The sequence below is a fragment of the Streptomyces sp. NPDC102467 genome, from assembly GCF_044765445.1.
Lineage (GTDB): Bacteria > Actinomycetota > Actinomycetes > Streptomycetales > Streptomycetaceae > Streptomyces.
This window is the reverse complement of record NZ_JBIWKA010000022.1, coordinates 109,241-131,076: the sequence shown is the minus strand read 5'-3', so window position 1 is coordinate 131,076 and position 21,836 is coordinate 109,241. Positions and strand designations below refer to the sequence as shown.

The following is a 21,836-nucleotide window of genomic DNA, read 5'->3' as shown; positions in this document are numbered from 1 at the left end:
GTAAAGGGATGTACGGGGATGGGAGGGCTTCTCAGCGGTACGAGGCCCTGGTGCGGATCCGTGAGACGGCGAGCAGCACCAGCAGTGACGCGCCCATCAGCACCACCGCGATCGCGGATCCGGTGAACAGCGAGCCGCGGTCGGTGGCCGCGTAGATCTGCACGGGCAGCGGCATCCAGTCCGGCGGGTAGAGCATCATCGTGGCGCTCAACTCGCCCATGGAGAGGGCGAAGCAGAGTCCGGCCGCCGCGTTGAGGGACGGCAGCAGCAGGGGCAGTTTCACCTTCCACAGGACGTGGGCGGGCCGGGCGCCGAGTGACGCGGCGGCCTGTTCGTACGCCGGGTCGAGACGCACGATCGCGGCCGAGACCGACTGGTAGGCGAACGCGGTGACAAGAATCGTGTGCGCGACGATGACGATCCAGCGGGTGCCGTTGAGCAGCAGCGGCGATTTGCTGAACGCGACGAGGACGGCGAGGCCGACGACCACGGACGGCACGGCGACGGGCAGCATGAACAGGGCGTCCATGGCGCGGCGCCCCCGGTCGCGCAGGGCCGCGGCCGCGAGTGCGGCCCAGCCGCCGACGATCAGCGCGAGGACGCTCGCGGTGACGGCGGTGACCAGGCTGGTGGTGAGGGCGGTGAGCGCGTCGCCGCTGGTGGCCGCCTGGTAGTGGCTGCCGGTGAGGCCGGACGGGAGGGCGCCGGACCAGTTCGTCGCGAAGGACGCGGCGACGATGACGAGGAGCGGCAGCGCGAAGAGGGGAAGGAAGAGGACGAAGAAGACGGCCCAGGTCGCCCACTTGCCCTTCTTGCTATGCACCAGCACGCGAGGTCACCCCCTGATTCTTCTGGACTCCTCGGCTCCTGCCGACGCGGCGGCTCACCATCCGGTAGAGGCCGTAAAGGCCAACGGAGACAAGGACGTTGACGACGGCGACGACGCACGCCCCGGGGTAGTCGGACTCCAGGATCGCCTTGCTGTACACGAGCATCGGGAGTGTGGTCACGCCCTTCGCCCCGGTGAAGAGCACGATCCCGAACTCGTTCAGGCACATGACCAGCACGAGGGAGCCGCCGGCGGCGAGCGCGGGCAGCGCCTCGGGGAGGATGACCTGCCGCACGATGCGGGCGGGCCGCGCGCCGAGCGACGAGGCGACCTCCAGCTGTGCGGTGTCGACCCCCGAGAACGCGGCGAGCAGCGGCCGCATCACGAACGGCGTGAAGTACGTGATCTCGGCGAGCAGTACGCCCCAGGGCGTGGTCAGGAACTGGAAGGGGCCGGTCGGGGCGCCGGTCACGGCCGTCCACAGCCCGTTGCCCATGCCGGCCTGCCCGTACACGAAGAGCAGGGCGAGCGTGATGAGGAAGGACGGGAAGGAGAGGAACACGTCGATGAACTTGGCGACGGCCCGGCCGCCGGGGAACGGCACGAACGCGATGATCAGCGCGAGGGCGAACCCGAGGACGAGGCAGCCGGCCGTCGATCCGACGGCGAGCCACACGGTGGTGCCGAGCGTCTCGCGGAACGCGGAGGAGGCGAACACGTCGGCGTACGGCGTGAGGGACGTGCCGCCGGTGTCGGGCCTGAAGGACTGCTGGACGACGAGGTAGAGGGGGTAGAGGAAGACGACGGCGAGGGCGGCGACGGGTGGCAGCGCCCAGACCCAACTGCCCACCTTTCTACGGGCCTTGGTCTCGACCCCGGCGGGGGTGGCGAGGGTGGCGCTAGCCATCCGAGTTCACCCCCGCGGCCAGCAGCACCGCGTCCTCCGGTGCGAAGTGCACGGTGACCCGCTCCCCCAGCGCGGGCGGCTTCCGCAGCTCGCGCAGGTCCGCCTTGACGCGATGCCCGTCCACGTCGACGTAGAGCCGGTGGGTCGAGCCGCGCCACTGCACCTCGGCGACCTCGCCCGTGAGGGAGTTGGGCCCGTCGCCGAGTCCGACGAGGTGCGGGCGTACACACAGGGTGGCCGTGGCGCCGGGCGCGATGTCCTGCGTGGACACCTTCAGCTCGGCCTGCCCGAACGAGACCGCAGCCGAACCCACCTTCACCGGTAGCAGATTGGCGTTGCCGACGAACGACGCGGTGAACTCGGTGCGCGGCCTGCGGTACAGATCCTGCGGCGTGCCGACGTCCTGTAGCCGCGCGTTGTCCATGACGGCGATCCGGTCGGCCAGCGTCAGCGCTTCGACCTGGTCGTGGGTGACGTAGAGGATGGAGACTTCGGGCAACTCGCGGTGCAGGCGCGCCAGTTCGGCGAGCATGCCGGAGCGGAGCCGCGCGTCGAGCGCGGACAGCGGCTCGTCGAGGAGGAGCACGCCGGGGCGGATGGCGAGGGCGCGGGCGATGGCGACGCGCTGCTGCTGGCCGCCGGAGAGTTCGCGCGGGTACCGCTTGGCGTACGCGGCCATCCCGGTCAGTTCGAGGGCTTCGGCGACGCGCGCAGGTATCTCGCCCTTCGGCACCTTCTGCGCGCGCATCCCGAAGGCGACGTTGTCCTCGACCCTCATGTGCGGGAACAGGGCGTACTGCTGCACGACCATGCCGATGCCGCGCCGGTGCGGTGGCAGGCCGGTGACGTCGCGGTCGCCGATGAACACCCGCCCGGCGGCCGGTTTCACGAATCCGGCGACGGCGCGCAGGGCGGTCGTCTTGCCGGAGCCGGACGGCCCGAGGAGGGCCATCACCTCGCCGGGTTCGACGGTCAGGTCGAGCGAGTCGAGGGCGATGGTGTCGGTGTTTCCGCGGTAGGCGACGGTGACCCGGTCGAACCGGATGCCGCCGCGAGTGTCGGATGTTCGGTCGGTAGGCCTGTCCGCCGGTCCAGCGATGACTCTCACGGCGGCCACGCTCCTCGGGGCGGGTGTCCCGCAGAGGTCCGGACACCGACGGGACGGTGAACGGCCACCCAAGCCTGGACTAGACCCGTTACGTTCTCGTTATCCAAGCGCGCCGACGGGGATCAACTGACGGCGGGGCACGCCCAGTTGTCACCAAGCCGCGTCACCACCCGTCGCGGCCCAAACGGGTGGTGAACGAGAACCGGTCCCCGCGGTAAAGCGTCCGCACCCGCTCGGTGGCCCGGCCCCCGGTGTCGTACGAGACCCGGTGGATCAGCAGCATCGGCAGCGCGGGCGGCGTTCCGATGAGCAGCGCCTCACGCGGAGTCGCGAGCACGGTCTCGATGCGCTCGTCGGCCGAGCCGAAGTCGATGCCGAGGCGTTCATGGACGTACGAGTAGAAGGACGAGTCGGGGTCGAATTCGGCGTCGAGCCGCGGCACCCGCGCGACGGCCACGTACGTGGATTCCAGGCCCACCCGCTCGTCGTCGGCGAGCAGCACGCGCTCCATGTGCCAGACGGGTTCGCCGCGCTCCAGGCCGATCTCGGCGGCGAGCGCGGGCGGGCACGGGAAGCGGTCGAGGCCGATGAGGTGGCGGCCAGGCCGCCGGCCCTGCCTGCGGACGCCCTCGGTGTACGAGGCGAGCGACAGCGGCTGCTCCAGTTTGGGGCCGGCGACGACCGTGCCCCGACCCTGCCGCCGCAGGCGCCCTTCGAGGAGCAGCTCGCGCAGTGCCTGCCGGACGGTCTCGCGCGAGACCTCGTAGCGCACGGCGAGGTCGCGCTCGGTGGGCAGCGTCTCGCCGCCGCCCAACGTGGTTATCAGCGCCACGAGTTGGGCTTTCACCGCGTAGTACTTGGGGATGCGGCCGTGCTCGGGGATGCCGTCGCGCACGGGGGCGCCGGGTGCCTGGTCGTTCGGGTAGTCCACGCAGGGATGGTCGCAGACGTCTGTGAACGGGGCGCGGCGGCTGGTGCACCCTCCGAGGTCAGCGCCCGCCGGAGCGCAGCCGTCGGGAGCCGAGCATCAGGGCCGCGCCGCCGACGAGGCAGGCACCGGCGGCGCCGCCCAGGCGCAGCAGCGCGCCGCTCGGGCCCGTCCTGGCCAGCTCGCCCGCGAGGGTGGAACCGGGATCGTCGCCGTCCCCGTAGCCATCGCCGTCGCCGTAGCCGTAGCCGGGGACGATGTCGAACGGGTAGCCGCGGGACTCCCCCACCCAGTCGCCGTCATCCGCCCGGCGCTGTACGAGCGCGGCGCTCGCCTCGACGTGGTCGGGCCGCGTGCCGGAGGTGAACGCGAGCCGCACCCGCACGGTGACCGTCTCGCCGGGGCCGACCGAGAACCCCGGGAAGCCGTCGTCGAAGACCCCCACGTTCTCGTGGCGTCCGGTCTTCTCGAACGTCACCGGGCGCCGACGTGTGCCGTCGGAGAACTCGAGCCGGATCTGCTCGGGCCGCAGCCGCCGCTTCCCGTCGACGAGGACGAGGACCGGGTGGATGTCGTCGCAGCCGGCGCTGGTCGCGTTGGTGAGATCGAGCGACCAGGTCCGGGGGCCGCCGCCGGGGTGGTAACTGTCGGGCCCGTCGTGGATCGCGGTCCTGATCGGGAAGGCGTGGCTGCCGGGGGCGACTTCACAGGCGGTCCCACGAGGGGCGGCGGCCGGGACGGAGGCGGCGGGGGCCAGGGCGACGGATGTGGCGGTGATGCCCAGGACGAGCGGGCGGCACAGTCGCATGAAAAGCCTTTGCTGGTCGCGGAGTTGACCGGCCGCCGCCGCTTTCGGGCGCCGTCGGCCATGGACCGGCAATCTGCCACCCACGCGTGCGTCGGCCCGCACGCCACACCCCCGTACGGCTCAATGGCCGCCGAAACCCCTCCGATCAGCTGATCTTCGACCGGCCCGGCCGCCCGCCATCCGGGTCACCCCTTCCCGGTCACCCCTGCCCGGTCACCCCTTCCCGGTCACCCCTGCCCGGCGGGCACGATCTCGTTCCCGGTCACCCCTGCCCGGTCACCCCTGCCCGGTCGCCCCTTCCCGGTCACCCCTGCCCGGCGGGCACGATCTCGTTCCCGCGCCCGAACAGCGGCGCGAGGATCAGCTGCGCGGCTCCTTCGACGACGAGGGTGGCGCCGCCGGGTGCGGCCCTGACCGGTATCGCGGGCCCGCAGCCCTCGCGCCGCGCACGGGCGCCGAGCACCGCGCCGACGCCCCGTACGAACTGCTCCTCTGCGGCGATGACGGTCCGGCCGCCGAGGAGTACGGCGTCGATGTCGAGCAGGCTCACCAGATTCCCGGCGCCCTCGCCGAGCACCCGCGCCGCCTCGGCGAGCCCCGCCTCGGTGCCGTCCGCGACCGCGGCGAGGCAGAGGGCCTCGATGCAGCCCCGGTTGCCGCAGTCGCAGCGCGGGCCGTCGAGCTGGATCACCTGGTGGCCGAACTCGCCCGCCCCGGTGCGCGCCCCGCGGTAGAGCCCGCCGCCCAGGACGAGTCCCGCGCCGAGCCCGGTGCCGAGGTGGAGGTAGGCGAAGGAGCACACGCCGCCGGAGTCAGGACCGGCGTCGAGGGCGAGGCCGAGCGCGGCGGCGTTCGTGTCCTTGTCGACGACGACGGGCAGCCCGAGCCGCTCGGCGAGCGCGTCCCGCAGCGGAAATCCGTCCCACTGCGGGACCCCGGTGACCCGGTGCAGCACCCCGGCGACGTGGTCGAGCGGTCCGGGCACGGCGACTCCGACGCCGAGCGCGGAGCGGCCGCCCGCGCCGTCGTCGAGCAGTGCGTCCACTTCGCGGGCGGTGGCCGAGAGGACCGCGTCGGCGCCCGCGCCCAGGTCGAGCGGGGCCCGCCGGGCGGCGACCACGGTGCCGGCCAGGTCGGTCAGTACGGCGTGCAGCTCGTCCCGGTCCAGGTGCAGGCCGACGGCGTGCCCGGCGCCCGCGACCAGGCGCAGCACGGTGCGCGGCTTGCCGCCGGTGGAGGCCCGCCGCCCCGCTTCCACGGCGAGCCCGTCGCCGCGAAGGCGGGCCGTGATCTTGCTGACGGCCTGCGGGGTCAGACCGGTGCGCTCGGCGAGCTCCAGGCGGCTGATCCCGCGCTCCCCCGCGGTGCGCAGCAGGTCGAGGACGAGCGCGGCGTTGTGCCCGCGCAGGGCGGTCAGGTTCGCGCCCGCGGTGGGCCTTTCATGCGTGTTCACCGTCCCATTGTCCCCTGCGCTTGCACTTTGGCAACACCGTTGCTTAAGTGGAGGCATGACTGGTACCAGCTCCCCGCTCAAGGTGGGCCTCGTCGGCTACGGCCTGGCGGGTTCCGTCTTCCATGCCCCGCTGATCGCCGCGACCGAGGGCCTGGTCCTCGACACGGTCGTCACCTCGAACCCGGAGCGGCAGGCCCAGGCCCGCGCCGAGCACGGCGACGCGCTGCGCTTCGCGGCCTCTCCCGACGAGTTGTGGGAGCGGGCCGACGACCTCGACCTGATCGTCATCGCCTCCCCGAACAAGACGCACGTATCGATCGCGACGGCCGCTCTCGAGGCTGGCCTGCCGGTCGTCGTCGACAAGCCGGTGGCGGGCACCGCGGCCGAGGCCCGTGAGCTCGCGGCGCTCGCCGACGAGCGCGGCCTACTCCTCTCCGTCTTCCAGAACCGCCGCTGGGACAACGACTTCCTGACCCTCGAAGCCCTGCTCAAGGGCGGCGAGCTCGGCGACATCTACCGCTTCGAATCGCGCTTCGAGCGCTGGCGCCCGCAGCCCAAGGGCGGCTGGCGCGAGTCCGGGAACCCGGAGGAGATCGGCGGCCTCCTCTACGACCTCGGCAGCCACGTCGTCGACCAGGCACTGGTCCTCTTCGGCCCGGCCTCCTCGGTCTACGCGGAGTCGGACGTGCGCCGTGCGGGCGCCGAGGCCGACGACGACACGTTCATCGCGATCACCCACGCCAACGGGGTCCGCTCGCACCTGTACGTCTCCGCGACGACGGCCCAGCTCGGCCCGCGCTTCCGCGTCCTCGGCTCCCAGGCGGGCTACGTGAAGTACGGCCTCGACCCGCAGGAGGCCGCCCTGCGCGAAGGCAAGCGCCCGGCGCCCGGCACGCCGTGGGGCGTGGAGTCCGAGTCCCTGTGGGGCCGAGTCGGTTCCGGCGAGTCCCCGCTGACCGGCGGCGGCCGCCCGCAGCCCACGGTCGACGGCGACTACCCCGCGTTCTACGCCGCGATCGCCGCGGCCCTGCACGACGGCGCCCCGAACCCGGTCCCCGCCACCCAGGCCGCCGACGCGCTCGACGTACTGGAAGCGGCGCGCCGCTCGGCCCGCGACGGTGTGACGGTGACGCTGTGAGCGCCGCACAGCCCACCGCCGCCCCCGACATCGCGACGCTGGAGGAGCAGGAGCGCCGCCTCGTGCTCGCCGCGTTCACGTACGACGACGCGTGGGCCCTCGGCACGCTCCTGGTCGAGCTGGCCCGGGAGCGGCAGGCGCCGGTCGCCATCGACATCACGCGCGGCGGCCAGCAGCTCTTCCACGCGGCGCTGCCCGGCTCGACCCCGGACAACGACGCGTGGATCGCCCGCAAGCGCCGCGTGGTCGAGCGCTACCACGCCTCGTCCTACCTGGTCGGCAGCCGCTTCCGCGCCAAGGGCACGACGTTCGAGGAGTCCTCGCGCCTCGACCTCGACACGTACGCGGCCCACGGCGGCGCCTTTCCGATCTCGGTGCGCGGGGCGGGAGTCGTGGGCACGGTGGTCGTGTCCGGGCTGCCGCAGATCGAGGACCACGCGCTGGTGGTGGAAGCGCTGGAGCGATTCACCTCCGCCGGCTGACACCGCGCTGCCTGCGCACCACGACGAGGATCGCCGCGCCCGCCGCCATGGTGGCCGCGGCGATCGCGCCGAGCACGGCGGCGCCTTCGGAGGAGTGGCCGGTATCGGCGAGTTCGCCGCCGGTGCCGCCTCCGCCACCGCCTGAACTCCCGCCCGTGGAGCCTCCGTTGGCACCACCGCCCGATGAGCCGCCGCCGGTCGTCGTCCCCGGTGTGCTGTCGGAGGGGCTCGGCGTCGGGGACGGGGTGGGGCCGGGCGAACGCGTGGGGCTCGGTGTGGGCGTGGGTGAGTCGGTGGGGGTCGGCGTGGGCGTCGGTGTCATCGGGGTCTTGTCGCACGTCGGCAGGTCGCCGTTGAAGGGGTAGGCGTGGAACTCCTGCCCGCCGCCGCCTCCCGACGAGGACGCGTGGGTAAGTGAACCGGCCGTGTAGAAACGGCCGTTGAAGCCGGACATGGTCACCGTCGTGGTGCTCGCGGGGTTGCCCACCAAGGTGCTGCCGGAGAACTGGGCGGGCCCGCTGAGGGTGATGTCCGTCGCGTCGGGGAAGTTCCACAGCACCCGGTCGCGCAGCCCGGCCGGGAGCAGCCCCTCGTACGTGCTGACCTCCCGTGCGTCCCCGTAGACGTTGACCAGCACGGTGGCACCGGCCGGGATCCCCTCGAAGCGGATACCCTCCGCGCCTCCGCCGCGGCCGACCACATCGAAGTCGACGTCGAAGACCTGGATCGCGGAACTGCCGTCACCGGTGAACACGGTGGTACTGCCGTCGTTGACCGCGGTGCCGGTCGCCTTGCGGTGCGCCGCGCCGTCGTACGCGTAGCAGTGGCTGGCCTCCTGCAGCTGGGTACGCAGCGGGCGGTACGGCCGGATGGCGGCGGCGTCCTTGGTCGCCGCCGGGTTCACGGTCCCGGTGAGCGCGCCCCCGTAGCGCACGTCGCCGCTGATCGAGCCCTCCTCGGCGAGCAGCCGTTCGCCGGTGTCGACCGTCAGATCGCCGCCGACGGTGAGGAAGTCGGTGCCGTTGTCCGGCGGCACGCGGGAGCCGACACCCGCGACGCCCACGTTGTAGATCTGCGAGACGCCGTCGTCCTTGTCCTGGTCGAAGTCGCCGAGGACGACGACCTTGCCCTCCGCCTCGGCGGCGGACCGGCGCACGAGCATGTCCCCGCCGACGAAGACGTTGATGTTGTTGTCCCGGCCGGCCGGGGTCCCGTTGTTCGGGTCCGGGTACGCGTCGGGGCAGTTGCTCCCCTTGCAGGGCCCGAGGCCGCCCGGCAGCGGATCGGCGTACGCGACCCCGCCGGAGAGACCGACGACGAGGGCCGCCGCGGCGGTCACGGTGGCAGTGCGGATTTTTCCCATAGGCGCACTATGTGAAGAACTGCCGCCCGTCCCCGGCAGACACGCGCGGGGCGCCCCCGAAAGAGGGTGCCCCGCGCGGACCCGCGACCGCTACGCCCCCTTGAGCTCCTGCCGCTGCCGGCCGAGCCCCTCGATCTCCAGCTCCGCCACGTCCCCGGCCCGCAGATACGGCTTCGGTTCGGGCTGCCCCATCGCGACGCCCGCCGGTGTACCGGTGTTGATGACGTCACCCGGGTACAGCGTCATGAACTGGCTTACGTAGCGCACCACTTCGGCCACCGGGAAGATCTGCTGGGCGGTGCTGCCGTCCTGCTTCAGTTCGCCGTTGACCCACAGCTTGAGGCCGAGCGCCTGCGGGTCGGCGACCTCGTCGGCGGTGACCAGCCAGGGGCCGAGCGGGTTGAACGTCTCGCAGTTCTTGCCCTTGTCCCAGGTGCCGCCGCGCTCGATCTGGAACTCGCGCTCCGACACGTCGTGCGCGACCGCGTATCCGGCGACACAGGCGAGCGCCGCCTCCTGGGACTCGACGTAGCGGGCCGTACGTCCGATGACCACGGCCAGCTCCACCTCCCAGTCGGTCTTGACCGAGCCGCGCGGCACGAGCACCGTGTCGTGCGGCCCGACGACCGTGTCGGCCGCCTTGAAGAAGACGACGGGCTCGGCGGGCGGCTCGGCTCCGGTCTCCGCGGCGTGGTCGTGGTAGTTCAGACCGATGCAGACGACCTTGCCGATCCGCGCCACCGGCGGGCCGACGCGCAGCCCCGTGGCATCGAGGGCGGGCAGGTCGCCGGAGGTCGCGGCGGCGCGGACCCGGTCGAGCGCGGCGTCGTCCGCGAGCAGTGCCCCGTCGACGTCCGGCACCAGTGCGGACAGGTCGCGCAGGGTGCCATCGGCGTCGAGGAGCGCGGGGCGCTCGGCTCCGGCCGGACCGACTCGCAGCAGCTTCATGGGGTAACTCCCTCTGTTCTGGAGGAGCCTCCATGGCCAGGTGCGGCCTGCAACCATCGGAGGTCTGGTCGATCCTCCAAGTTCGGCGTCCAGTCCGCAATACCCCGTTCACGGACTGGACCCGGCATTCGGTTCGGGGCAGCGTCAGAGCGCGGGCGCCATGGCCGCCGCCCCGTACGGCATGTTCCGGTACAGGAAGGCCCGCTCCACGGAGCTCCACGTCGTCGACGTGACGACGTACAGCGCGGCGGCGAGCGGCACCACACCCACCGAGAACAGCGTCATGAACGACATCAGCGGCATGTACTTGCTCATCGCCGTCATGGCTCCCATGCCCGGCACCTGCTGCTGGTCGGCGGCGGGTGCCGGCGTCGCGGCCGCCGAGAGCGCCATCTGCCGCTTGGCACGCCGGTAATTGAAGGTCGCCACGACCGCGACGAGCACGAACAGCGCCACGTACACCAGCCCCTGCTCCCCGAAGAGCCCGCCGTGCGCGAACGTGTCCTTGAAGCGTCCGCCGAGCGGGGCCGCGCCGAGGGTGTGGCCGAGCAGGGCGTTGGGGTCACCGCCGATGCTCTTACTGGAGAACAGGTGGTACAGCAGGAAGAACGCCGGCATCTGGAACAGCATGGGCAGGCATCCGGAGAGCGGGGAGACCTTCTCCTCCCGGTGCAGCTCCATGATCGCCTTCTGCAGCGCCTCGGGGTTCTTCTTGTGCTTCTTGCGCAGCTCGGCGATGCGCGGCTGCAGCTTGAGCCGGTCGCGCTGGCCGCGGGCCCCGGCGCGCGACAGGGGGTGGACGAGGAGGCGTACGAACGCGGTGAACAGGATGATCGCCGCGGCTGTGGCCGAGGCGTGGAAGAGCGGCTGGAGCAGGGTGGCCAGCTGCTCGACCAGGCTCGCGAAAACGGACATGAACGACGACATGGGTGAGCCCTCCGAGGGTCTCGTCGTGCCGGAACGTGCTGGGATCAGCCCGGAACGGGCCGGGGATCAGCAGGGAGATCGGCGTGACGGACTGCGGGGACAGGGCCTTGAGGGGCCGGTCAGCAGGCCGTCAGGACGAGACGGCCCGGTGCTCGGGGCCTGGTGCGTCCCTTGGCATCGGGATCGCGTTGTGGCAGGAAGGCGGTGCGTTGCTCACGGTCGCGCATCGCGGTGCGGACCCGGTGGTGCGGCACGGGCGGCGCGCAGCGTGCGGTGAGCAGGGCACAGACGGCGAGGGCGGAGCCCGCGGCGGCGGTCGCGGCGAGCGCGACGGCCCCGGCGAGGCTGCCGGTGTCGAGCAGGACGCTCTGGACGAGGAGAAGCAGCAGCAGCGCGGCGGGCCGCACGATCGCGGTCCGGGCGTGGGCCCGGGTGTGGGTGTGGGTGTGGGTCCTGGCCATGTGCGCTCTCCTCCTCCCCTTCCACCTTGCGTCCGGTAGGCCTATAAGTTCCTACGCTCTGCCCTTTATACAGGCTCGGTGACGACGGGCTGCAGCATGCGTCGCGGTCCGAGCAGGGCCCGGCTGACCGGATTCGTGGGGTCCGGGTCGAGCCCGTCGCCCGGCAGCATCTCGACTTCCTCAAGCGGCACAAGGCCCCCGCAGGTCGCGCACTCCCCCGCGACGCCGAGCGCGCTGCCGCACGCGGCGTGCCGGAACTCACGCATCGGCGCGGTCCCCGGGATGCCCCGCCCCCAGGCGCCGAGGGCCCGCAGCACGGGCCACAGTTCGCGGCCGCGCCCGGTCACGACGTACTCGTCGCGCGGCGGCGACTCCTGGTAGCGCCGCTTCTCCAGGACACCGGCGGCGGTGAGGGCCTGCAGCCGGGAGGCGAGGACGGCGCGCGGGATGCCGAGGTGGACGAGGAAGTCGTTGTAGCGCCGGACGCCGTAGAGCGCGTCGCGCACGACGAGGAGTGTCCAGCGTTCGCCGACGATCTCCAGCGCGCGGGCGATGGAGCACTCCTGTGCCGCGTAGTCCTTGCCGAGAGCCATGGCCCCACTGTAGCTACTTTCCCGCGGTAGGTTCAATGACCGAACCAACCGTGCTACGGTCGGCTCGCACCTTTGAGTTCATTCACTGAACCCAGGCTGGCCGGCCGTGGCCGAGCCCGGCCGCCCCCGCTGAATCCACCTCCGGACCCACCTCCTGGACGGCCGACCATGTCCCAGCCCGTACGCACGGCAGCCCCCGCCCCGCCCGCACCGGCGCCACAGTCGTCACCCCGCCCCGCGGCCACCCTGGCCGTCACGAGCGCGGCGACGGCCGTGGCCCTGATGACGTACACCGCGCCGATGGTCACGCTCGGCTCAACGGCCGCCTCCCTGCACACCGCCCTCTCGTCCCAGGCCTGGCTGCTGAACGGCACCCCGCTCGGACTCGCCGCCCTGCTCCTCGTCGCGGGCAGCCTCGCCGACGACTACGGCCGCCGCCGCGCCTTCCTCTACGGCACCTTCGCCCTGGGCCTCACCACAGCCCTGGGCGCCCTTGCCCCCAACACCCTTCTCTTCACGCTGGCCCGGGTCGCGCAGGGCGCCGCGTCCGCCGCGATCATCGCCGCGAGCCTGGGCCTGCTCGTGCACGCGTTCCCGACTCCGGCGGGCCGCATCCGGGCGACCGGCGTCTGGGGCGCGTTCGTCAGCGGCGGCATCGCGCTCGGCCCGGTCGCGGCGGGCGGGGTGGCCCAACTGGCCGACTGGCGTTGGTCGTACGCGGCCCTGGGCGCGGCCGCGCTCGTCGTCGCCGCGCTCGCCCCGAAGGCGCTGACGGAATCCAGGTCTCCCCGCGGTGGCCGCCCCGACCTGCCCGGCGCTCTCACGCTCGGCCTTGCGCTCGTCGCCCTGCTGGCCGCGCTCACACTCGGCCGCGACGGCTGGCTGCGTACCCCCATCGGCGTACTGCTCCTCGCAACTTCCGTACTACTGACGGCATTTGCGTTCGTGGAGCGCCGCAGCAGGACCCCGATGCTCGACCTTTCCCTCCTGCGCCGCCCGCTCTTCCTCGCCTCGACCGCGGGCGCCCTGTTCACCGGCCTGTCGGTCATCGCGCTCTTCAGCTACGTGCCCACCCTCGTCCAGCACACGATGGGCGTGACCCCGATGGGCACGGCGGGCCTGTTCGTGGTCTGGTCCGGCACGTCGTTCCTCGTCGCCCTCCAGGCCCGCCGCCTGGCCGGGAAGGTCTCCCCGCGCCACCAACTGGCCGTCGGCTTCGCCCTGCACGCGCTGGCCGTCGCCACCATGCTGGGCGCGTCCGGCTCCGGCGACTGGACGCGACTCCTGCCCGGCCTCCTCATCTCCGGCATCGGCAGCGGCCTCCTCAACGCCGCGCTCCCCCTCCTCGCCGTCGAGTCCGCGCCGGCCGGACGCGCGGCGATGGGCTCGGGCGCCAACAACACGGCCCGTTACATCGGTTCAGCCGCGGGTGTCGCCCTGATGATCGCGGTATCCACGTCGACGGGGACGTCCCGTCATGCGCTGGATCAGGGGACGAACACGGCGCTGATCGTGTCCGGGGTATTGGCGGTCGCGGCGGCGGCCGTACTTCTCGGACTCCGTGACCGGGAGGCGCGTCTGCCTCGCTGAGGCCGCGCGGGCGAACGCGGGCCCGGTGGGACTTCTCGCGCAGTTCCCCGCGCCCCTGGGGCGTGCGGCTACGCCGCTGCCCCCAAGGGACGCGTTACGCGCGCCGATTAAATGTCGCACGCAGTGCGCATTTCAGGGGCGCGGGGAACTGCGCGACCAGCCCCCACCGGCGCGCGGACGACGTACCTCCCAGGGGCGCGGGGAACTGCGCGACCAGCCCCCACCGGCGCGCGGACAACGCACCTCCCAGGGGCGCGGGGAACTGCGCGAGAAGTCCCCACCGGCGCGCACCCGCCCGACCACAAGAAACGGCGCGCACCCGCCCGACCACAAAAACCCGGCAGACAAGACAGCGCGCCCACCACTACCCACCCGCACCGATCGGATCCCGCGCCAACACATCCTCGTCCCCCCGCGCATCCCGATCAGCCGGACACACATACGTCACCACCAGCGTCACCACCAGATTGCAGGCAAGGGCAACGATCCCCGCGTTCATCCCGAACACCGGATCCCGCTCACTGAACACAAGCCCGCACACCACCCCCACCCCCACCGCAAGCCCGCTCAGCGCCCCCACCAGACTCAACCGCCGCCACACCAACCCCACCAGCAGCATCGGCACGAGCTGCGCCATCCCCTCGTAGGAGATGAGAGAGAGCCGCACGAGCGTGTTCGGCGCCGCATACGTGAGCGCGAGCGCGACCGACCCGGCCACCACGACCACGACCTGCGACCCGGCCTTCTGCGCCTGCGACGAACCCCGCCAGCGCGGCACGAGGGACATCACGCTGCTCCCCCACATCGTCCCGATGACCAGCATGAACACCGCCATCGGCACGATCGACGACAGCGCCGCCGCGACCCCGATCATCCCCACCGCCCAGGCCGGCAACGAGTCGACGACGAGTTTGAGGAGCGCCAGGTTCGACTCGGCCCCGGTCAGCCCCGGCACGACGAACAGCGCGGCCATGCCGAGCAGCATCGGGACGAACAGCAGGATGTTGTAGGCAGGCAGCCACATCGCGTTGCGGCGCAGCCCGTCGGCGCTGCGGGCGCCGAGGTATCCGGCGACGGTGGTCGGGAAGATGACGACGGTGAGGGCGTTCAGGAAGGTGGTCGAGGCGAACCACCCCTCCCCGTACGGGGATCCGCCACTACCCGGCAACGTCAGCCAGGCACTCTTCTCATCGACCAGCCGCCCGAGGAAGTCCCCGTACCCGTCGAAGTAGTGCAGCGGCACGTAGACGGCGAGGAAGGCGAGCGTGACGATGACGAGCAGATCCTTGAGCACGGACACCCAGGCGCTGCCGCGCAGCCCGCTCACCACGACGAAGACAGTGGTGACGGCGAAGCCGATGAAATAAGCCCAGTTGAGGCTGATCGCGCCGTACGAGATCGTCGACACGACCACGCCCATCCCCGTGATCTGCAACTGGATGTAGGGGAGCAGGAAGACGGTGACGAGGATCGCGACCGCGGCGCCCAGCCACGGCTTCCCGTACCGGTGGGCGACCATGTCGGTGATGCTGACGAGCGAGTGCTTGCGCGCGTAGGCCCAGAGCATCGGCCCGACGACGTAGCCGACGGCGTATCCGCACGACATGTAGGCGACGACGTAGAGGACGGGGGCGCCGAAGTTGTACCCCCACCCGGCGGCGCCGAGATAGCTGAAGCTGGTGTACCCCTCCCCTGCCATCAGCACCCAGATGAACACCGCCCCGAGCGAACGCCCGCCCACCGACCACTCGGTGAGCCCGCCGCCCTTCCCCTTGCCGCGCACGGCGAGCAGCCCGAGGGCGAGGGTGACGACCATGAAGGCACCGAACAAGGTGCTGGCAATTGCCCCATCACTCATGACCGCTCCCGCCCCTCGCGCAGCTTTTGGTCCCCGCGCAGCTTTTGGTCGCCGCGCCACGTCAGCCATACGGCGACGGGCGTGAGCAGCGTCGCGGCCAGCAGCCACGCGAAGAGGAACGGCAGCCCGAGCACGACAGGCTCGACCCGGTTCACGAACGGCAGCGCGCCGATGTAGAGGAAGAAGGGCACGAGGAGCCAGAGCAGATGGAGCCGTCGGGCCCCGGAGGGCGTTCGGGTCCCGGAGGGCGTTCGCTTGATCACGGGCGCCGAGCCTATCGGGGCACTGTGCCTGTCGGGGCACTGTGCCTGTCGGGGCACTGTGCCTGTCGGGGCACTGTGCCTATCGGGGCGTCATCCGGCTGAGCTTCCCCCACACCACCAGCCGGTACCGGGATGTGAACTCGGGGGTGCAGGTGGTGAGGGTGATGTAGTACCCGGGTTCGTCGTACCCGGCGGACGGCACGACCCGGCTGCGCGGCACGGACCGGATCACGCCCCCGTCCCCGGCGGAGGTCTGCGCGAGGGTCTTGTCGACGACGTACGTGTAGGTGGCGCTGCTCGTCCGCACGGTGAGGGTGTCGCCGCGCCGCAACCGGTTGATGTACCGGAACGGCTCACCGTGGGTGTTGCGGTGCCCGGCGAGCGCGAAGTTCCCGGCGCGGCCGGGCTGGGCGGTGCCCGGGTAGTGGCCGACGTAGCCGTGGTTGAGGACGTTCGGCTTGCTGACGCCCTGGGCGACGGGGGCCCGCAGCCCGAGCCGCGGGATGTCGAGGACGGCGTAGGCCTGATCCCAGCGGGGTGCGGCCTGCCGCCGGCCGGCACCGGTACGTCCTGGGGCGCCCGGGGACGAGCCGGCCGAGGTGTCATCGGTGCCGTCCGTTTCGTCGGGGTCATCGCCGACGGCCGGATCGTCCGTGGCCGCGGGGTCCTCGACGCCCGGGGACCCTCCCCCCTGCCCCCACTCCCGTTCCAACGCCTGCACCTTGCGTCCGGCGTCGGCCTTGGCCTGCCGGTTGGTCCACCACAGCTGGTGGACGACGAGCAGGAGCAGCACGATCCCGAGCGTGACGGCGACCTCGGCACCGCTCCAGAGCACGCGTCCGAGGGGCGCCCGTGAGCGGCGTCGCCCCTGCGTCACGACGTGCGGCCGATTGCCTCGCATGCGCTGCAGCACGCGCGCAAGATAGATCGCCGGGCTTCAACTGGCCAGGCCCACAACACAACTGGCAGGCCGGACCACTCTCCCGTACGGCATTACGCTGACGCACCATGAGCGCTGCCTGGCTGCTGGCCCTGATCCCGTTCCTCGCCGGACTCGCCCTGACAGCGACGTACGCCGTCCAACTGGTCACGGAGATCCTGCGCCGCGCCACCGGCACGGTGGTCGAGGCGACGGTCACCGGTCACGTCGCCTCGCGCGAGGCGACGTACGCGACGCTGCACCCGATCGTCTCCTGGACGGCCGCCGACGGCACCCCGCACGAGCGCGCCCTCCCCGACGACGCGCCCGCGCGCGCCCTTCCGGAGGGCGCGAGGGTCCGCATCCGCTTCGACCCGGCCCACCCGGAACTGGCCGCGCTCGACACCGGCACGCGCCACCGGCAGGCCGTCACGGGCGTGGTCGTGGGCATGACCCTGTGGGCCGGCACGCTGGTCGTGGTGGTCTGGCGGCTGGCGTACGTCCTGAACCACGTCAGGGAGTACGTGAGCTGGCGCTACTGACGCGGGGCGGCACGCGCGGCCGGTGATCGCCGACTCGGCGGAACCGGGATCGGCGCTGCCCGACAGTGGCGGTCCCACTCGGGCCGTCCGGCAGTACCGTGTCCTGCATGCGCCCCGACACGCCTGCCACGCCCGCCGAGAACGAGCACGCCGACCACGTAGCGGAAGCCGAGCGCCTGGAACGCACGGCGGCCATGTACCCCGAGGACGCGGAAGCGCTGCTCCTCCAGGCCGCGGCCCACTACGAACTGGCCGACGCCCGCACCCGCGCCACGGCCCACTACGACGCCCTGCTGGCCTCCCCGGACGTCCACGATCCCGCCCTGATCCGCGCGCTCAAGGCGGCGAACCTCTGGGAGTACGGTCACGAGGCCGAGGCCCAGGCGATCATCGCGGGCCTGCGCACGGCGGCTCCGCGCGACCCGGCGCCGTGGGTGATCATCGCCGAGTCCCTCGAAGCGCACGACGAGCTGGAACCGGCGCACGAGACATTCACCGAGGCGCTGGAACTCCTGGTCCCCGACACGGAGCGCGACGCGGGCGACCCGGCGTACGCCAAGCACCCCCTGATCCTGGGCCGCCACCGCGTCCGCCGCCTCCTCGGCGCGGACCACGACGCGTGGGACGCCCTGGCCGACCGCGTCAACCGCACCTCGGTCTCCCTGGACGAACTCCACGACCCGAAACGCCTCTGGGCCCTCGGCTCGAACAACCCGGCAGAACTCCGCGCCGAAATCGACCGCCTCCACGCGGAACTGGGCTCATACAGGGAAGCCCTCTCCCGCCCGTTCCCGGTAGCGGTCCTGCACTGGCCGTCGGGCGAGTACACGGAACTCCTCGCCGCCTATCCCTCCCTCTCCTCCGACTACCCCTCCTACGAGGCCCACTTGGCGTCGATAGAGGCATCGCTACGCGAACTCTCGGCCTCCGGCACGGGCAACCTCGGCATCGTCACGGGCACGGTCCCCTCCTACGAAGCGTTCGCAGCATCCGAGGCCTCATCACCGAACGACGCGTCGCTGCTACCGCAGTACGCGACGACGCTGGCCGCACGGGGCTTGGCTGTGGCTTGGCCGCCGGAGGCGGGGGCGGCTTGTTGGTGCGGGTCGGGGAACTCGTACAGCGCGTGCCACGGCGACGCCACCTGAGGCAGGCCGCCGTAAGTTGATTTCCTCATTCACGGTGCCTGTATGACCAAGCAGTCGACCTATCGACACCTCGTCGAGTTCCGCGACGCCTTCGACCGACCGGAACCGATGAGCTGGCCCGAGATCAGCAACGGCCAGATCCTCATGGTGCTGAGCCCCAAGGCTCAGCACCAGTTCGTCGCGACAAAGCTGCGGCGCCTTCTGGAACCGCAGCTCTCCGGCGACCTGGTCCTGATGATGGAGACGGACGTCGAAGACGCGAGCCTGGGTGTGCTGCGCGTACCAGATCTCGTCGTGGTCGAGGCCGCAGCCGAAGAGGCCGCCTCAGACGCCCTGTCCCCCCGCGACTGCCACCTGATCATCGAGGTCGTCTCCCGCTCCAACCCCGCCAACGACTACGAAGGCAAACTGCGCGACTACCCCGCCATGGGCATCGAGCATTACCTGATCGTCGACCCCCGGGATGGCACCGCCGTGCACCACTGGGCGCCCACATCGCGTACCGGAAGTCCCACGTACGACAACGAACAGCACTACATCTTTGGCGACACCATCACCGTTCAGGACTGGAAGATCGACACGTCGAGTCTGCGTCGCTACGAGGACAAGCCCGAGCAATGACGGACACCGCAGCGGTCGTACGCGACTGGCGCCGACGACGTGGACTGTCACAGGCGCAACTGGCAGAGTTGATCGGCACCGGCCAGGCGGCGATCTCACGAATCGAGAATGGCCGCGACGTCCCTACGCTGCCGTTGCTTGCGCGGATCGCGGAGGCGCTGGAGTGCAGGGTGACTGTGTCGTTCGAGAGCGTCGGGGGCTGACGCGGCGACGCCACCCCGGCCGATCCTTCACGGGGCGGGCAGCTTCGGCACAATGCATGGGTGGCCCGCCCAACCCCATCATCCGCCGCCGTCTCGGCACGCATGAGCCGACAAGGCTCTCGTGACACCGCACCTGATCGTGGTCCTAGCGGACTTCGAACCGACGGCCTCCGATGCACCACTCAGCGGGAGACTGACCATGAGCCCTTCATCGGATCTCAACTGGGAGCCACCGGAAGGCTCTTGGGCGTCTTCCGCTGCCCGCCGCCGGAACATGCAGGCGATCCGAAGCCGGGACACGAAGCCCGAGCTCAAGCTTCGGAAACTTCTTCATGCGATGGGGTTGCGATACAGGGTGGCCGCACGGCCGCTCCCCGACGTGCGTCGCACCGCAGATCTGGTATTCCGGCCGACGAAGGTCGCAGTCTTTATCGACGGGTGTTACTGGCATGGCTGCCCGGAGCATTATCAGGCACCACGGAAGAATTCTGGTTATTGGTCGGAGAAGGTGTCCGGGAACATGACGCGAGACCGGGATACCGATCAGCGCCTCCGGGCCGCCGGCTGGCTCGTACTTCGGTACTGGGAACACGAGCCAGCCGAAGAATGCGCCAAATCGGTTTCAGATACTGTCGCCGCCCGGCGAAGGATACTCGTCGAAAAGAAACTGCGGGGCGACGGCTGACGGGTCGGCCTCCAACTCAAAGTCCGGACTTGGGTCCTTATGTAGCGGACCCGTACGCTCGAGCGCTTCACGGATACTCCGGCCGACCGCTTCAGCAACGCGCGGCGGAAATGCGTTGCCGACCTGGCGGTATCTGGCAGTTTTTCCGCCGGTAAAATCCCAGCTGTCTTTACCCGGGAATCCCTGGATGAGCGCGGCCTGCTCCACGGTCAGCATCGGCCACTGTGCACGTCCGGACTTCCCCGGGTCCCCCAAGTCCCGCTTGGAGTCGACCATCTTGTCCGGGTCGTTGGCAACTCCCATGGCGTTCACGCCGAGCTTCTCCCAGGCATGCTTCGCGCGCGTCGGGCCAAGATCGGCGCCCCCATGCTTCTTCGAGCCTCCGACCAGGGTGGGGGCAACGGTGCCCTTGCCGGCCTGCTTATACCAAGCATTGAAACGGTCCGTATCAGCCCCGAACCGCTCCCTCATTGATTCCGCGAGTTCCGCCTGCACCGTCTGGACTTTCTCGTTTTCAACCGGCCAGTCAAACCCTCGGTATTCGTCCTTCCGAATTGCGACAAGAATGGCACGCGGTCGTAGCTGCGGAACGCCGAAACTCTCGGCATGAAGAAGCTTCCAGCCGCAGATGACATAGCCTTCTTTCCGCAACCTGTTCTTAATGTGATTCCGATAATAGCGGAACTTGTCTTCAGGTTCTACAAGACCCCGAACGTTTTCGATCATCACGGCGCGCGGCTTCAGTTCTGCAACAAGGTCAAGCATGTTCGGGAAAAGATCACGTTCGTCAGCCCGCCCCAATTGATGCCCGGCAGCAGAAAAAGGCGGGCATGGGACCCCGCCGGCGAGGAGGTCGAGCTGCTTCCGCTTGAGCATCGGATACTTTTTATCTGGGTCCCGCTTAGAATGCCCAGGAGCTTGCGCGGCGTACACCTGTTTAGCCGGCCTGAATTCTTTCACGTCACCTTCGTGAATCAGGCAGTGCTCTTTTTCCCAGGCCCAATCCGGGTGATTCCCAATATTCGTGCGCAATGTGTCTGCCGCATGCTTATCGATCTCCACGAGCGCGAGGTGCCGGAAGCCCGCCGCGTGGAGCCCCAGGGCCTGGCCACCGGCTCCCGCGCAGATCTCGATTGAGGTCAATGGGGGCTTGCCGGAATCCATCGGTTCCTCCTGGTGCGGGACGTGCAGACACGCAAGTGTCGCATCCTTCAGCACCAGGGTCCTCAAGACAGGGCAGGTTCCCCTGCCTCCGCCCGACTGGACGGGATCACACCCTGGTCATCGCTCCTGTCCCGCGATCGTACGAGTTCCTCAAGCCCTTGGATACCTGCTTTCGTCTCCCCGTCTGGAATGTCCAGACGGGCGGTGTGCCACGCCGCGTCGCGGGAACGATCATCTGGCACCACGGATTCGATCCAGCCACGGTCAACAGTGACAATGCTGAGCAACTGGTCCTGCTCCCCCAGCCGGACAGCGATCATCCGCCACGAATGGTCGGCACGCATCGTGCGGAACTCATGCCGGGTGAGGTAAGCGGTGCGGGCCCCGCTGTGGAGAGTGCTCTTGACCTCCAGGTGAAGTTGTCGGCCCAACGCACCGGTCACCGCGATGTCGTACCCGTAGGCATCACTCTCCTCCGCGACGTGCCTGACCCACCAGCCTGCTTGCCTCAGGAGCTGGACAAGGGCTCGCTCACCCGCCGCGCCTACACGGGCCCGCTCCTCCAGGTCGGCCTTGCCCCGGACCTCACCGGCCACCGCTTGCAACAAGGCATCTGAGGCCCCGAATGCATCGCTGGCCTCCCGGACTATGGCAGGTTGCGAGGAGCACCCTGGTGATGCCGACTCCACAGCGACCAGGAACGCGCGAAGACCGGTTTCCGCGTCGGGCCAGGCCGGCCGGTCGCGCACATCGACCAACCCTGTGCTTCTGAGCCAATTCAGGGCAGCCAGGTATTGGGCTGGCGTCAGGTCTGCGTAATCGGGGTGATGGGTGAAAAGCGCCATGACGCGTGGTGCGTCCGACGCGCTCAGGTACGTCAGCCACCTGAGTGCAGCGC

The 21,836-nt window shown here is 70.6% G+C and carries 24 protein-coding genes; 8 read left to right on the top strand and 16 right to left on the bottom strand.

Annotation, left to right across the window (positions count from 1 at the left end; all coding sequences use genetic code 11):
• Positions 1-31 precede the first annotated feature (31 nt).
• The 6 genes from ACIREE_RS36835 to ACIREE_RS36810 form a co-directional block, all read right to left on the bottom strand.
• A complete protein-coding gene (locus tag ACIREE_RS36835; protein WP_404162487.1) occupies positions 32-829 on the bottom strand; it encodes an ABC transporter permease in 798 nt (265 codons plus the stop codon).
• Positions 816-1,736, bottom strand: a complete 921-nt coding sequence (locus ACIREE_RS36830; protein ID WP_404162484.1) for a 2-aminoethylphosphonate ABC transporter permease subunit — start codon at positions 1,734-1,736, stop codon at positions 816-818. Before ACIREE_RS36830 ends, ACIREE_RS36835 begins: the two co-directional genes overlap by 14 nt.
• Entirely contained in the window at positions 1,729-2,844 is a 1,116-nt protein-coding gene (locus tag ACIREE_RS36825; protein ID WP_404162482.1) for an ABC transporter ATP-binding protein, read from the bottom strand. The genes ACIREE_RS36830 and ACIREE_RS36825 overlap by 8 nt, the downstream gene beginning before the upstream one ends.
• A 163-nt stretch (positions 2,845-3,007) precedes the next feature.
• Positions 3,008-3,775: a GntR family transcriptional regulator gene (locus ACIREE_RS36820; RefSeq protein WP_404162480.1), complete on the bottom strand. Its 768-nt coding sequence runs from the start codon at positions 3,773-3,775 to the stop codon at positions 3,008-3,010.
• 58 nt (positions 3,776-3,833) lie between these two features.
• Positions 3,834-4,580: a hypothetical protein gene (locus ACIREE_RS36815; RefSeq protein ID WP_404162477.1), complete on the bottom strand. Its 747-nt coding sequence runs from the start codon at positions 4,578-4,580 to the stop codon at positions 3,834-3,836.
• A gap of 304 nt (positions 4,581-4,884) precedes the next feature.
• Positions 4,885-6,090, bottom strand: coding sequence for an ROK family protein (locus ACIREE_RS36810; RefSeq protein WP_404162475.1), 1,206 nt, complete (start codon positions 6,088-6,090; stop codon positions 4,885-4,887).
• Between ACIREE_RS36810 and ACIREE_RS36805 the strand changes: the two genes are divergently transcribed.
• Positions 6,089-7,171: a Gfo/Idh/MocA family oxidoreductase gene (locus ACIREE_RS36805; protein WP_404162472.1), complete on the top strand. Its 1,083-nt coding sequence runs from the start codon at positions 6,089-6,091 to the stop codon at positions 7,169-7,171. The two genes, ACIREE_RS36810 and ACIREE_RS36805, sit on opposite strands and share 2 nt — an antisense overlap.
• Entirely contained in the window at positions 7,168-7,653 is a 486-nt protein-coding gene (locus ACIREE_RS36800; RefSeq protein ID WP_404162469.1) for a heme-degrading domain-containing protein, read from the top strand. Before ACIREE_RS36805 ends, ACIREE_RS36800 begins: the two co-directional genes overlap by 4 nt.
• Here the strand turns inward: ACIREE_RS36800 and ACIREE_RS36795 are convergent.
• The 5 genes from ACIREE_RS36795 to ACIREE_RS36775 all read right to left on the bottom strand — a co-directional run bounded on the left by ACIREE_RS36795 (position 7,637) and on the right by ACIREE_RS36775 (position 11,945).
• The gene (locus tag ACIREE_RS36795; RefSeq protein WP_404162466.1) at positions 7,637-9,016 is read right to left on the bottom strand and encodes a choice-of-anchor A family protein; all 1,380 of its coding nucleotides are present in this window, start codon (positions 9,014-9,016) and stop codon (positions 7,637-7,639) included. The two genes, ACIREE_RS36800 and ACIREE_RS36795, sit on opposite strands and share 17 nt — an antisense overlap.
• A gap of 90 nt (positions 9,017-9,106) precedes the next feature.
• Positions 9,107-9,964, bottom strand: coding sequence for a fumarylacetoacetate hydrolase family protein (locus tag ACIREE_RS36790; protein ID WP_404162463.1), 858 nt, complete (start codon positions 9,962-9,964; stop codon positions 9,107-9,109).
• A 144-nt stretch (positions 9,965-10,108) separates the two neighbouring features.
• A complete protein-coding gene (locus ACIREE_RS36785; protein ID WP_404162460.1) occupies positions 10,109-10,891 on the bottom strand; it encodes a YidC/Oxa1 family membrane protein insertase in 783 nt (260 codons plus the stop codon).
• Positions 10,892-11,010: 119 nt separating this feature from the next.
• On the bottom strand, positions 11,011-11,352 hold the full coding sequence (locus ACIREE_RS36780; RefSeq protein WP_404162457.1) for a DUF6412 domain-containing protein: 342 nt from the start codon (positions 11,350-11,352) through the stop codon (positions 11,011-11,013).
• A gap of 65 nt (positions 11,353-11,417) precedes the next feature.
• Positions 11,418-11,945 carry a winged helix-turn-helix transcriptional regulator gene (locus ACIREE_RS36775; protein ID WP_404162455.1) on the bottom strand — a complete coding sequence of 176 codons (528 nt, stop codon included), beginning with the start codon at positions 11,943-11,945 and terminating at the stop codon, positions 11,418-11,420.
• Between the two features lie 168 nt (positions 11,946-12,113).
• Here ACIREE_RS36775 and ACIREE_RS36770 point away from each other — a divergent pair, with 168 nt between their 5' ends.
• Positions 12,114-13,535 carry an MFS transporter gene (locus ACIREE_RS36770; RefSeq protein ID WP_404162452.1) on the top strand — a complete coding sequence of 474 codons (1,422 nt, stop codon included), beginning with the start codon at positions 12,114-12,116 and terminating at the stop codon, positions 13,533-13,535.
• A 364-nt stretch (positions 13,536-13,899) separates the two neighbouring features.
• Here the strand turns inward: ACIREE_RS36770 and ACIREE_RS36765 are convergent, their stop codons facing one another.
• The 3 genes from ACIREE_RS36765 to ACIREE_RS36755 form a co-directional block, all read right to left on the bottom strand.
• Positions 13,900-15,393, bottom strand: a complete 1,494-nt coding sequence (locus ACIREE_RS36765; protein ID WP_404162449.1) for a sodium:solute symporter — start codon at positions 15,391-15,393, stop codon at positions 13,900-13,902.
• A complete protein-coding gene (locus ACIREE_RS36760) occupies positions 15,390-15,656 on the bottom strand; it encodes a DUF3311 domain-containing protein (protein WP_404162446.1) in 267 nt (88 codons plus the stop codon). Before ACIREE_RS36760 ends, ACIREE_RS36765 begins: the two co-directional genes overlap by 4 nt.
• A gap of 79 nt (positions 15,657-15,735) precedes the next feature.
• Positions 15,736-16,557: a class E sortase gene (locus ACIREE_RS36755; RefSeq protein WP_404162557.1), complete on the bottom strand. Its 822-nt coding sequence runs from the start codon at positions 16,555-16,557 to the stop codon at positions 15,736-15,738.
• A gap of 107 nt (positions 16,558-16,664) precedes the next feature.
• Here ACIREE_RS36755 and ACIREE_RS36750 point away from each other — a divergent pair, with 107 nt between their 5' ends.
• The 5 genes from ACIREE_RS36750 to ACIREE_RS36730 all read left to right on the top strand — a co-directional run bounded on the left by ACIREE_RS36750 (position 16,665) and on the right by ACIREE_RS36730 (position 19,774).
• Complete coding sequence (locus ACIREE_RS36750) at positions 16,665-17,117, top strand: DUF3592 domain-containing protein (protein ID WP_404162443.1); 453 nt, start codon at positions 16,665-16,667, stop codon at positions 17,115-17,117.
• 107 nt (positions 17,118-17,224) lie between these two features.
• The gene (locus ACIREE_RS36745) at positions 17,225-18,265 is read left to right on the top strand and encodes an SEC-C domain-containing protein (RefSeq protein ID WP_404162440.1); all 1,041 of its coding nucleotides are present in this window, start codon (positions 17,225-17,227) and stop codon (positions 18,263-18,265) included.
• Positions 18,266-18,307: 42 nt separating this feature from the next.
• On the top strand, positions 18,308-18,886 hold the full coding sequence (locus tag ACIREE_RS36740; protein ID WP_404162437.1) for a Uma2 family endonuclease: 579 nt from the start codon (positions 18,308-18,310) through the stop codon (positions 18,884-18,886).
• Positions 18,883-19,089 (top strand): helix-turn-helix transcriptional regulator, encoded by a 207-nt coding sequence (locus ACIREE_RS36735; protein ID WP_404162434.1) that lies wholly within the window; start codon positions 18,883-18,885, stop codon positions 19,087-19,089. Before ACIREE_RS36740 ends, ACIREE_RS36735 begins: the two co-directional genes overlap by 4 nt.
• A gap of 199 nt (positions 19,090-19,288) precedes the next feature.
• Positions 19,289-19,774 (top strand): very short patch repair endonuclease, encoded by a 486-nt coding sequence (locus ACIREE_RS36730; protein WP_404162554.1) that lies wholly within the window; start codon positions 19,289-19,291, stop codon positions 19,772-19,774.
• On the opposite strand, the gene ACIREE_RS36725 is transcribed toward ACIREE_RS36730, so the two are convergent.
• The gene (locus ACIREE_RS36725; RefSeq protein ID WP_404162431.1) at positions 19,712-20,938 is read right to left on the bottom strand and encodes a DNA cytosine methyltransferase; all 1,227 of its coding nucleotides are present in this window, start codon (positions 20,936-20,938) and stop codon (positions 19,712-19,714) included. The genes ACIREE_RS36730 and ACIREE_RS36725 overlap by 63 nt on opposite strands.
• Positions 20,939-21,000: 62 nt before the next feature.
• Positions 21,001-21,783, bottom strand: a complete 783-nt coding sequence (locus ACIREE_RS36720) for a DUF3883 domain-containing protein (RefSeq protein ID WP_404162428.1) — start codon at positions 21,781-21,783, stop codon at positions 21,001-21,003.
• Positions 21,784-21,836 lie beyond the last annotated feature (53 nt).